At 29.6% G+C, this 11,864-nt stretch carries 10 protein-coding genes; all 10 read left to right on the forward strand.

Annotated features, from left to right (window positions below; translation table 11 throughout):
- The first annotated feature begins 143 nt into the window (after positions 1–143).
- The 10 genes from ACVC3Y_RS00595 (at position 144) to ACVC3Y_RS00640 (ending at position 11,554) form a co-directional block, all read left to right on the forward strand.
- Positions 144–1,283: a hypothetical protein gene (locus ACVC3Y_RS00595; RefSeq protein WP_452225794.1), complete on the forward strand. Its 1,140-nt coding sequence runs from the start codon at positions 144–146 to the stop codon at positions 1,281–1,283.
- A 172-nt stretch (positions 1,284–1,455) separates the two neighbouring features.
- Positions 1,456–2,139: a DUF6891 domain-containing protein gene (locus ACVC3Y_RS00600; RefSeq protein ID WP_452225795.1), complete on the forward strand. Its 684-nt coding sequence runs from the start codon at positions 1,456–1,458 to the stop codon at positions 2,137–2,139.
- Positions 2,140–2,468: 329 nt separating this feature from the next.
- Positions 2,469–5,399 carry a hypothetical protein gene (locus ACVC3Y_RS00605; protein ID WP_452225796.1) on the forward strand — a complete coding sequence of 977 codons (2,931 nt, stop codon included), beginning with the start codon at positions 2,469–2,471 and terminating at the stop codon, positions 5,397–5,399.
- A 3-nt stretch (positions 5,400–5,402) separates the two neighbouring features.
- A complete protein-coding gene (locus tag ACVC3Y_RS00610) occupies positions 5,403–6,227 on the forward strand; it encodes a hypothetical protein (protein WP_452225797.1) in 825 nt (274 codons plus the stop codon).
- Between the two features lie 2 nt (positions 6,228–6,229).
- Entirely contained in the window at positions 6,230–7,180 is a 951-nt protein-coding gene (locus ACVC3Y_RS00615; RefSeq protein WP_452225798.1) for a hypothetical protein, read from the forward strand.
- Positions 7,181–7,370: 190 nt separating this feature from the next.
- The gene (locus ACVC3Y_RS00620) at positions 7,371–8,924 is read left to right on the forward strand and encodes an AAA family ATPase (protein ID WP_452225799.1); all 1,554 of its coding nucleotides are present in this window, start codon (positions 7,371–7,373) and stop codon (positions 8,922–8,924) included.
- Positions 8,917–9,531, forward strand: coding sequence for an HNH endonuclease (locus ACVC3Y_RS00625; protein WP_452225800.1), 615 nt, complete (start codon positions 8,917–8,919; stop codon positions 9,529–9,531). The genes ACVC3Y_RS00620 and ACVC3Y_RS00625 overlap by 8 nt, the downstream gene beginning before the upstream one ends.
- A gap of 203 nt (positions 9,532–9,734) precedes the next feature.
- Positions 9,735–10,241, forward strand: a complete 507-nt coding sequence (locus tag ACVC3Y_RS00630) for a hypothetical protein (protein WP_452225801.1) — start codon at positions 9,735–9,737, stop codon at positions 10,239–10,241.
- Between the two features lie 18 nt (positions 10,242–10,259).
- A complete protein-coding gene (locus ACVC3Y_RS00635; protein WP_452225802.1) occupies positions 10,260–10,763 on the forward strand; it encodes a hypothetical protein in 504 nt (167 codons plus the stop codon).
- Between the two features lie 164 nt (positions 10,764–10,927).
- Positions 10,928–11,554, forward strand: a complete 627-nt coding sequence (locus tag ACVC3Y_RS00640) for a hypothetical protein (protein ID WP_452225803.1) — start codon at positions 10,928–10,930, stop codon at positions 11,552–11,554.
- Positions 11,555–11,864: the final 310 nt, after the last annotated feature.

An 11,864-nucleotide genomic window follows, 5' to 3' on the forward strand; every position in this document is an offset into this window, starting at 1 on the left:
CAAGTAAAACTTAACAATAGACCTCGCAAAATTATAGGATATAAAACACCTCTAGAAATTATGGATTCTGAACTAAAAAATGTAGCTTAGTATCTAACAAAAAAAAGCAACGTTTGTTGCGTTAGAACCTTGAATGCAGCATTATGAGTCAAAACATTATTGAGAAATATTTAGACAATTATGCGTCCAAAACTGTAATTACACTATTAGGTATAGCAGCAGCATTTGTTACAATTTACGCTTTCTTGCAAGAAAAAAAAGTTGACTTACGTTATGAAATAATTGCAAATACTAATGTACTTGATTTCAATGCTGATATAAGCAAACTTGAAGTCGCTTATGATAGTACAAATCTGAAACAGACAGGAGAAAATTTAAGAATTTATACAGTAAAAGTTGTCAATAACGGAGACGAAAACATCATAAAGGAATTTTATGATGAAAATGAGCCAGTAGGAATTAAAATTAGTTCAGGAAAAATAATTGAACAACCAGAAATCATACAGTCCAGTAATCCTTACCTATCTCGGAATGTAAAATTCACATCAAATCAAGATGAAAAAATAATTTTTTCAAACGTAATTATAGAACCTGGAGAGTATTTCATACTGAAACTACTAGTCCTGCACAAAAAAGACAAGATTCCAAATATTATCTCATTCGGTAAAATTGCTGGACAACAAAAAATTGAAGTCGTTAATGCGGTTGACGTTAAAGAAGAAATGACCTTTTTCAAAAGAGTCTATTTTGGTGACTTTTGGACTCAACTATTACGACTTATATCTTACTTTGTAGTTGGTTTGATTATTATAATAATCATAATTGCAATTTCTGATAAAATTGATTCAGCAAAGGAGAGAAAAAGAAAAAGGAAAAATATTGAAGACTTTAAAAATTTAAAAACATATCAGTACACTAGAATGGATGATGCTATTTTTGATAGATATTCTGAAAACGGAGGAAGTCAGTTCAAAATAATGTCCAAACTAATTGAAGATGAAGAAGTTTTAAATGAAACATATAAAGACTTATCAGAAAAAATAAAAAGTAAAGAATATAGAAGGTTTAGAGTAGGTGGTGAAAATTGGGGTACAATAAATGAAATGCTAAATGATGGCATTGTATTTAAAGAAAACGAACGTTTAGTCGTAAATCAAGCAATGAGAGATACTCTTGAGAAATTTTTAAATTACTTGAGTGATAAGGGAGAATTTAAAAAAAGACATCGATTTTTGCCAAAAGATATAGTGGAGCAATACGAAATTGAAAAAAACGAAGAATAAGTACTGTACCCAACATTGTATAAAAATAATGCGTAGTTTAGTGCTTAATCAAAGGTTAGTGCGCTTTTGCTAGCTTCTGATTTTCCTTCGGAAAATTCTCGCGTACAAAACCGCACTATTCTTATACGTAACCGTTGTGTGTAATGCAAAAACCGACGAACTACGATAAAATATGAAACAAGAAATCAAAGACGAAGCAATTGAACAACTTGAAAAGGATATTCTTTTTGGGTTTGAAAATGGAGATGATTTACTTGAAAGTATAAGTGAAATGTTTTACGACGAAAGTGATTTCGATGAAAAATGGTTAAAAGAAGAAATCGACAGCAGATTAAAAAAACATCAAGCTGAAAGTCTAAAATGGGAAAAACCAACCGATTTTGATAGATTGGTAAAATCCTTTGATGAACTGAATAAAAATAAAATCGTTTCTCTTCACAGAGCTGGTTATACGAAAAGCGACGGAGAAGAAGATTGTTCTGAAATTATTGCCGAACTGAAAGAAATCGGAATTAGTGCTAAAGGATACTGCTATTATCATACACAGGATTTGGAAAGAGCAATTGCGGAAGAAAAGATGCTTTTTATAGGTTTTGACAGTTATAATCGTGATGATGAACTTGCGAAAGAAGTTGCCGAAAAAATTGTTAGTGTTTTAACAGATAATGGATTTAAAACTAAATGGAATGGTTCAATCGACACACGAATTGAAATCTTAAATATCAATTGGAAAAAAACAGTTGACAATATCGATTACAATTATGGACGGGTATTTGAGATTATCGAAAAGTATCATAAACCAGAAAAAGAAAATATTGAGGATAAGAGTAAAAAACCATTTTGGAAAATATGGTAGTAGAAAAGCACTACACACAACACAGTATAAAAATAATTGCGGTTTAGTGCTTAATCAAAAGGTCGTTCCGTGTTTGTAACGTCTGATTTTCCTTCGGAAAATCCTCGCATACAAACCCGCAACTATTCTTATACATAAACGTTGTGCGGCATGCGAGAAAAAACGATAATCGAATGAATTCAACCGATAATCAAGTGACACTTTTCTATTGCAGACTGTAAAACTAAATTTGAATAAAAAGGGAAATAACCTGAGAAGAAAGGGTTAAACACCTTAAAGATATAAAATAAACAAAACTGACCTTTACCAAATATTAAAAACATGAAATTATGCCAGAATTAATTAGTATTACCGCAATTAGAGATGCACAAAGTCTTTCACCAAAAGAAATTGATAAAATTGGCATAAAATCTCACCCTGAAAACCTTCGTTCAGAAAGATATACTCATTGGTTAAATCTTTGTGAATCCAAAGAATATTCTCAACTCTATTTAGAAATGGATAATTTTCTAAAGAGTGAAGAAGCTATAAAAACCTATAATCAAATAACTCCTGACCTTAGAACAATTATTAAATTTTCAGAGTATAATGGATACAGAAACTTTGATATAAAAGAATTTGCCAAAAAAGTTGATTTACGAAAAGTAAAAAATGAGTTTTCACAAGCTGAAAATGATTGTCCAAATGATAATACACCAAGTCCCTTTTTTAATTTAATTACAAATTTTAATGACCAACTATTAGCAAAGACTCAAACTAGTGTTAATGTAAAGCATGAATTTAATTTGCAAGGAGCTATAAAGACACTCAAACTCATTGAAACTATATATCTGAATAAAAGCGAAAAACTCCAATTAAATATTGAAAAACACTATGCAAAACCTTTAACTATCAATTCTTGTATAATAGAAATTGACCCTTGTTCATTACTTCCAAGAGTTCCAGAAATAATTCAAGAAAATTTACCCAATCAAAATGATGATGGTGAAGTAATAGAAGATGAAAATAAAAAATGTAGATGCAAAGAAGTTGAACAAGACTGCGAATGTAAATGTAACGAAGAATGTATCGAACAAAATCCTTGTTGTGCAAAAATCACACCTTATATTGCAGAGTTATTCGTAGTTAGAGACGAATTATGCAAATATGAACCTGGAGAAATTTCATACATAGAAAACGTAATGGAATCTGAAATTCGGGTTAGGAAACACAGACATTTACAGAGAGAGGAAACTTATACTGAACAGGAAGAAGACATAAATACCTATGAAGAAAAGGATTTACAAGTAGATCAACAATTTTCTCTTCATAAAGAAATAGATAAAGTTGTTGAACAAAGCCTTAGTGTTGATGCAGGAGCTACTTATAGTAACAATTCGAGTTTCGGAGGAACAACTGAAGGTGGTTTAACAATAGGTTCTAGTAAAAACTTTTCAGCTACACTAGACACAAGTTACAATTGGTCTAAGAAAGAAGCTAGAAAGCAGGTTCAAGATGAATCTAAAAAAGTAATCTCTAAGGCAATTTCAAGAGTTGAAAAAAAGATTAGAACACTTTCAACAAAAAAACTACTAAATGAAATCGAAGAAAAAAACAAACATGTTTTTGGTGGTACTACAGGTGCCGAAAAAGATATGTCTCGTCAATTTTACTATGTAAATCAAGTACGTAAAGCACAAGTATTTAGTTATGGCAAAAGAACAATGCTCGACTTTTATTTACCAGAACCTTCTGAGTTACTTAAAAGGTTAGTGGAAAAACAATTTGATTTAAAAAAACCTGTAAAACCATGTATTAACATTGAAGAAATTGGTACAGATAAAACAGATTGGTTAGAATTTATTCAATGTTATGGATTTACAGAATTAGAGCAACCACCAATTGCTAAAAATAGTGAGTATCGTTATATAGCTGTTGATACAAATTCACAGGATATTCCTGATTTTATTGTACCTGAGGGATATACTGCGACTAAAATAGAATACTTTAGTGGTCATGCGAATCCAAAGGATATAAGATTTAATAACAAAGCTTACATTCAGATTGTTTTTGGCTCAACTATTATTAAAAGGGAGTGGAAAGATTCAAAAACTACTCCTCCTCAAGATAATTTATCATATACTGGTAAAGTCAGAGTAAAAATGGAAGAAGATAAATGCGGAAATGATGCTAATCTAACCATAAGAATAACAATAACTCCAGACCCAACAGATTTTATTCCTTGGCAATTAGAAGTTCACAAACTTTTAATGAAAAAATATGAAACTGAACTTGCTGAATACAATGAAGCTTTAGCTGAATTTGAAAGAAGTAAAGAAAATCACTTTAATAAAAATCCATTTATACTTTCAGAAATAATGAAAGAGCAGTTAAAACATGCTGCTATTTCATATATCACTTGTCATTTTTTTGACGAGAATGATGCAATGAAAAATAAAGTAAAAGATTGTGGCTTTCCACAGATGGATATTCCTGAAAGCAAACGAGAAGGCGAATTTGTGAGATTCATTGAACAGGCATTTGAATGGAAATTTATGAACTATATGCTTTATCCATATTTCTGGGCAAGAAAATGTTCTTGGGAAGATAAGTTTCAAGAAGAGTCTGAAAACTATTTATTTACGAAATTTTTACAATCTGGGTTTGCTAGAGTTTCAATTTCGGTAAGACCTGGCTTTGAAGGAATGATAGATTTTTATTTGAAAACTCGAAGAATTTGGGATGGTGGCGAACCACCAATAATGGGAGAAGCGTTTGTTCCAATACATCAAGAGATAAAAGAATCTAAAGACAATTTCAATGCGGATAGACTAGGTTATTTAACGTGGGATACTGATATTGATAATACGTTAGAAAAAAATGAAATTCTTTTAATTGATAATTTAGATTATTTTACTGAAGATGTTGACCCAGTAACTGAGAATGGACTAGGTACTTATTCTTTTGATAAGGATAAAATAGAAGTTGATATTAATAGAGAGATAAGTATAAACTGTATTACTTACAGAATAATCGACATCAAGTATGATGACACAACTGACTCTTTGAAATTTATTTTAGACAGAGAATTAGAAATGGACTGTTGTTGTGGTGGCAAAGGAAAAGAGTTTGATGATACCTATGTAAAGAAAGAAATTCCTTGGTCAACTGGTGCTGAATTTATTGGTGCTCCTTGGTTATTTAAAGTTCCTACTTCTTTAACTTGGTTAAGAGAAGAAGGTGGTTGTTTGCCTTGTTATCCAATTGAATGTAAGGATTAAGTTATGAGTTATTTAAAAGAATCATATCCCAATATATCTAATAATGTATCTATTCCATTATTTGAGCCGAAAGAAACAATAGAAAAATTACTTCTATCAAATATTGATATTCTTTGTGATTTAAAATTTCTTGAAGCTAAACAAATGGCTCCTTATGATGGGTTGATTAATGGCAAAAGTTTTTGGGATAAAAAATATTGGAAATACAATGGTCTGAATTCTAAATACATATCTATAAGGTTAAAACAAAAAAAGCAAAAAAAACCCTCTAAGGCAATTCTAGAAATTTTTAATAGGAAAGATAAATGGATGTTGGATTGTGCTTTATGGATTCAAGTAGTTTTAATTAAAACCTATTTAGATAAAGATGGAGAAGAATTGTTTAATAATAAATATAAAAACAAAAAATTCACAATCAATCAACATGAATCTTCACCAATTGTATATACTCACTCATTAAAACTTGAGGATGGTTCATATTCTGAAAAGGATAACACTACAAACCAAACACTGCCAAAAACGTACTCAAATGAAAGCTTATTAGTGAACAGTTTAAAACCAGGCGATATTGTTACAATAAAAAATTTGTGGCATATAATGGAAAAAATTTCCACTTCATTCACTAATGAAAACATAATTTATCTTGGTTCAAACAAATTTGCGGCATTTGGTTTGAATTCGAATACTAAATCTTGTGTATATGAAAATCTAATTTCAATCAAAGAGGATTTCGCAACAATTGGCTTAAAATATTCTTCAAGAAAAATGGAAATGTTAGAATATTTACAGGGTATAAAAATATCTTCCGCTCATAGAATAAATGTTTAATTATGAAAAATAAATATTTTGAAGAAATATATCCCTCTATAAAAAACAATATAGTTGTTCCTAATAGACAATGTAAGGAAGAAGATGATATTAAAAAGATTCTTATTGAAGCTGTAGGTTTTTGCACAAGAATTAAATGGGTTTCCTCTAATGTTAAAGATTGGTACGACTCCAAGCATTGGAATTTTTTTGGAGATTACATTAAAAGTAAAGAAAACTTTGACGCCTATACTATACTAAAAGCTATTTTCATTACTGAATCAAAGCTTAAATATTGGCAAACGGATTGTCGTAACTACATACTTTTCTGTCACTTTTATTTAATATATAAATGCTTGGATAAACACTCTTTAAATGAAATATACAAAGAGGGGTTTAAACTAGGTCTACCTGTTACAGGAAGAAGTTATGACTGTAATTGGATAAAGTCTAAATTGTTTTTCTCAAGAGGTACAACTCTTATTAAGTCATATAGTGGCTTGACTGAAAGATATGATTACGATTATAGATATAATAGATTGTACTTGGAGAATGCTAATTCTAAGTATTCATTTGACAATTTAAGTAAAATTAGTGGTTTACCATTATACAAAGACGTTGATGAAGATATTTTTGTCTATGAGGAAGATATATTGAATAATTTAAAAATAGGTTCCAGAATTTCTTTCACTTGCATTCCAGCTTCTGAAACAACTGATTATAAAAACGAAAATATTTTATATGTTGGAGATGATAATTTTTCAGCAGTACCTTATTGCACAGAATTCAATCCCACTTTAAGCTTAAAGAGCATAAAGAAAAGATATTCTGAAGCTTGTAGGCTAAATTTAATTGAATTATATAATAAAAATTCTAGCATGGCTCGAGCACCATATATTCATAAGAAAAGAAAATTTAGAAAAAGACAGGTAGTAATATCCTCTTATGAAATTCTAGAAACAATTCTAGATTAGGAAAAGCACGACCGCACAACAATGTATAAAAATAATAGCGGTTTTATCGCAAAAACAAAAGTAAGTAAGTTTAAAAAAGGTCTGTGTTCAACCGAAAAGTTAGTGCTTAAAAATCCGCTACTATTCTTATACTAGACCGTTGTACACAAGCTAAAGAGCATCCTAACTTCCATTAATAAAATAAAGAATCATGAAAGGGTTTAGAATAATAAGTTTATCATTAACTAAACATCCCATACTTGGAACAAATGAATTTAAATTTTATGATGGTGATGATAGCGATGAAAATTCGCCCTATTTTACTATAATAATTGGTCCAAATGGAACAGGTAAAAGTGAAATCCTGAAGTGCCTATTATTAATTTGGAGAGACTTATATCAACATTCTGTAGAAGAAGAATCACAATATAAACCACTTCAATTCTTTTTCACATTAGAATATAGATTAAAAGGCAAAACATTTAAATATTCAAACGGTCTGGATATGAAACTTGTTGCTTTTTCTAGATCAGGAAAAACCTATCCTAGAGGAAGGTTATATGATTCAAAGTCAAAAAGTATTTCAACAAAAAAAGAAGAATATTACAATTACTATCCTTTACAAGTTGTTGCTCAATCAATAATGATGACTGATAAATTTTTTGTCGAGAGAAATGAAAAAGAAAAAATACGATTTGCACCTTATCATTATTTAGGTATTAGAAGTACAAGACAACAAACAAGTACGGGATTTTACGTTAGAAGAACCGTAAAATTAATTATAAAGGCAATTAAGAATGAATATTTCCAAAAAGGAATAAGCAACTTAATAAACTTTATTGGAGCAACAGGGTCTTTTATAGTTCAATACAGAACGATAAATTATAAGTTGTTTTATACTGGAAGTTTAACCGCTGAAATATTAGACAAACATTTTTCAGAAATTGAAAAAAATTATGAAGGTAAAATAGCACCATTCAAACTAGCCGATTTTAAAAGGCTTAAAAAAAATGTTACAGAATTACTTAAAACAGTAAATTTTGTAAATCAACTCGTAAACGAAAACAGACTAATAGATATTAAAAAAAGTAGTGCTAAAACTTTAAATTTTGATTTACGAGATAATGAACAAATGGAATTTTTAAAGGAGCATGAATATGATATTGATAGACTAAGAAAGTTAGGATTATTAACAGCACCAACAATAAAGTTTTCTGAAACTGATGTTGAATTACAAAACGCAAGTTCTGGTGAGTTTCATTTATTTACAACAATGATAGGATTAATGGCTTCAACTCGTTCCAACACTTTAGTAATTATTGATGAACCAGAAATAAGTTTGCATCCAAATTGGCAGATGAAATACTTACAATTTATTAGAGAGTTATTCGCTAATACAGATAGAGTAACATCTCACATTATAATCGCAACACATAGCCATTTTTTAGTATCAGATTTACCTGGTGAAAATTCAAACATTATTGGTTTAAAAAAGAAAGATGGAGAAATAAAATCTTTGGAAATCGACAAAAATACTTATGGATGGTCAGCTGAGGAAGTTTTATATAAAATTTTTGATGTAAAGACTACAAGAAATTATTATTTAGAAATTGAATTAAGGGAACTTCTTCATAGAATTGCTACTAAGGACAAAAACAAAGAAAGAATGCAAGAAATTCTCGATAATATTGAGGAAATTGAGTTCTCTGAAAGCGACCCTCTAAATACAGTTATAAATCGAGCAAAAGCATATCTTAATGATTAACAAATCGGTGTTTTGTGTAGATTTAACTGTGGTTGAATTAAAAGAACTATTAGCTATTAAAGATTGGTCTGGAAAACAATGGGACAGTCCACCAAATCCAAACATAGATAATATTAAAAGTAAAATAAGAGCTCAATTAGAAAATGTACAAACTTCATGCGCTTACTGTGGCTTGAAATTAAAAGGAACATCTAGAGGTCAAATTGAACATATAGCACCAAAAGCTTATTACAGATATCCACAGTTTACGTTCACTTTGTTAAACTTAGTTATGGCTTGTGGATATTGCAATGGATTTGATAAAAAAGGAACATCAGATACAATTGGTGTGGTTGAAAGATTATACAAAAAATGTGAATTTAATATTGTACATCCTTATTTTCACGACCCAAATGACCATTATGAATGGACAGATAATAACATTGAAGTTCTGATACAAGTAAAAAACGGCTCAAGCAAAGGTCTAAATTCAATTAACCTATTTGAACTAGACACACCGAAAATGAATGAATTAAGAGCACAACAAATACGTTTTGAAGAATTAAAAAATACTTATCAGTTATCCCAAGCCGATGAGGATTTACTTGATGAAATTATTAATCAATGACAGAACTAAAGGTTTTATAGAAAATATATGATAGCATTTAGAGAAAGCCAGTGTACAACACCGTATATAATTTATTGCTGGCTTCTCGCCTACTTACGAAAGTCCTCGCGGACTTTCTTGGTCAGTAATTATTTACTAAATTAATTGCTTAAACCACGCAACAAACCATATACAAACACGTTGGCATTAATTTATCAGAAACCATGAAGAAAATTATTCTTACACTTTTATTAAGCATGTTTTTTTTAATAAAAACTCAAGGACAAAATCTCGTATTTATCGGAGAACAAAGTTTCCCTTGCACAGAAACTTTTATTTTAAAATCAAATTCAATAAGTGAAAGAATAGATGATTTAAATATTGTATTTGCCAAAGATGAGATGGAAAATCTAATTGTAGTAAGTTCAAAATTAGTCAGAACTGTAAGGATAAGTGGGAAACTAATTATTTATCTCAAGGACGGAAATGTAATCACTTGTATTGATAAAGAAATTAAAGACAACGTCGACGATGTAGCCACAACTGCATATTATTTAACGACTCAAGAAATAATGAAAATGAAGAAAAGTACAATTCACAGTATAAGATATCAAGTCAAGTGTGAAGAATGTTATTCAAACCCACTATACGAAGGAAATTACTCTGCATCGAATAAGGAAAACTCAAGTACAGATTTCACAAAAGTTATCCAAGATTTTTTTAAGGACTAATTAGAATAATTTAGCTCTATGAAAAAAGGCGACAAACATTATGTTATATTTAAAAAAAATAACGAAGTAGAAATCAAAGAGGATATTAATGGAGTAGATAAATCAGAAGTGAGATTTATAATAGAAAGAACGTATAGAAAACAATCTTCAGGAGGCTATTATCAATATTTTAATAATACAATTTTAAATTCCGATTTAAAATCAACAGATAACAAGTCATTTAATTGGAATGGAATTAAATGCGAAATTATTAAAGATGAACATTGGACTGCAAAACGTGAAGACGGAAGCGGAGCAATTATTTTTTTTAAAATTACGGATTATTTCAATAATGATAAAGAATATAAATTTAGAACTCAAAAGAAAATCTCCTTCGAAATAATAAAGAACAAGCTTGTCTCTATTGAGAAATTTAAATCACACGAAAATGCGGCTGAATTTGAAAAACTGAACAGCAAAGTGAATAGTCTGGAAAATAAAATATATGAGCTAGAAAAGATTGTTAATTCAATTAAATCATAAAAAACTAATGCCAACAATGCATATATTTTATTGCTAGGTTCTAGCCTGCTTACGAAAGTCCTCGCGGACTTTCTATTCGGTTTTTATTTACTAACTTAGTGACTTGATCACGCAACAAACCATACACGAACACGTTGTGTGCCATTTGAGAAAACCATAATCCGTTGACAAAAACAGAGAATATTGAACAAGTTTTAAAAGTAGTTGAAATTCACGAAAAAATAGTGAATGAATCAACTGAAATGGAAAGTGATACAAAATCACATTTTCTGGAACTTTCAAAGTTCATTAAGGAATGTCTAAAGGATAAAACTAAAATTGAAAACATCAATTCTCACCAAATCAAGTCTTTGAGAAATGAATTACTAACTTTTTGGAATGAAACAATAAGCGTTGAGACTGAAAAATTCTGGACAGAAATTAAAAACGGGAATTTAAATCTTGAAAGAAAAGAACCTTTGAAATTCGCTTTAAATAAAAATAGATTCAGAAATGTTGAACAAGGAATTGGAGCAAGAAAATATTGGAGTTCCCTAAAATCGTTTGAATCTATAAAAGATGAATATTCCGATTTGGAAATCAAAAAAATTGATAAAATAATTGTCGAGGATGAGAATAAACGAATTGGAATTTTAAAAAAATGTTTAGCGAAAAAAAATATTCCTAAAAGTCAATATTTAAAATTTGGAGAATGTATGGCGTATTTCGCAAATTGTGATTTATTTAATAAGTATTTGACTGAAAAAGAAGTAACTGATTTATATACGATTTGGAAAAATTTCAAATCATAAACTGAATAAAAAACGGACACACAACAACGTGTATAAAAAATTGCTAAATTAGTGCTTAAATAAAGGTCGTTGCATTTTTGTTACGTCTGATTTTCCTTCGGAAAATCCTCGCACACAAAAACGCAACTTTCCATACACAAACACGTTGTGCGTCATTTAAGAAAACCGACCTCCATTCAATAACTTAACGCAACAAATCTAAATTTATAGATTTGTTATAATGGAAGTAAAAAAACATAAACGACTTACTCTAAAAGAGAGAATTCAAATAGAGACTCTTTTAAACGAAAACAACACGAAAGCTTATATA

It is taken from the genome of Lacinutrix cladophorae, assembly GCF_053604645.1.

Coding starts and splice junctions, on each gene's coding strand:
- ACVC3Y_RS00595 (WP_452225794.1), top strand. CDS start 144: ATGAGTCAAAACATTATTGAGAAATATTTAGACAATTATGCGTCCAAA.
- ACVC3Y_RS00600 (WP_452225795.1), top strand. CDS start 1,456: ATGAAACAAGAAATCAAAGACGAAGCAATTGAACAACTTGAAAAGGAT.
- ACVC3Y_RS00605 (WP_452225796.1), top strand. CDS start 2,469: ATGCCAGAATTAATTAGTATTACCGCAATTAGAGATGCACAAAGTCTT.
- ACVC3Y_RS00610 (WP_452225797.1), top strand. CDS start 5,403: ATGAGTTATTTAAAAGAATCATATCCCAATATATCTAATAATGTATCT.
- ACVC3Y_RS00615 (WP_452225798.1), top strand. CDS start 6,230: ATGAAAAATAAATATTTTGAAGAAATATATCCCTCTATAAAAAACAAT.
- ACVC3Y_RS00620 (WP_452225799.1), top strand. CDS start 7,371: ATGAAAGGGTTTAGAATAATAAGTTTATCATTAACTAAACATCCCATA.
- ACVC3Y_RS00625 (WP_452225800.1), top strand. CDS start 8,917: ATGATTAACAAATCGGTGTTTTGTGTAGATTTAACTGTGGTTGAATTA.
- ACVC3Y_RS00630 (WP_452225801.1), top strand. CDS start 9,735: ATGAAGAAAATTATTCTTACACTTTTATTAAGCATGTTTTTTTTAATA.
- ACVC3Y_RS00635 (WP_452225802.1), top strand. CDS start 10,260: ATGAAAAAAGGCGACAAACATTATGTTATATTTAAAAAAAATAACGAA.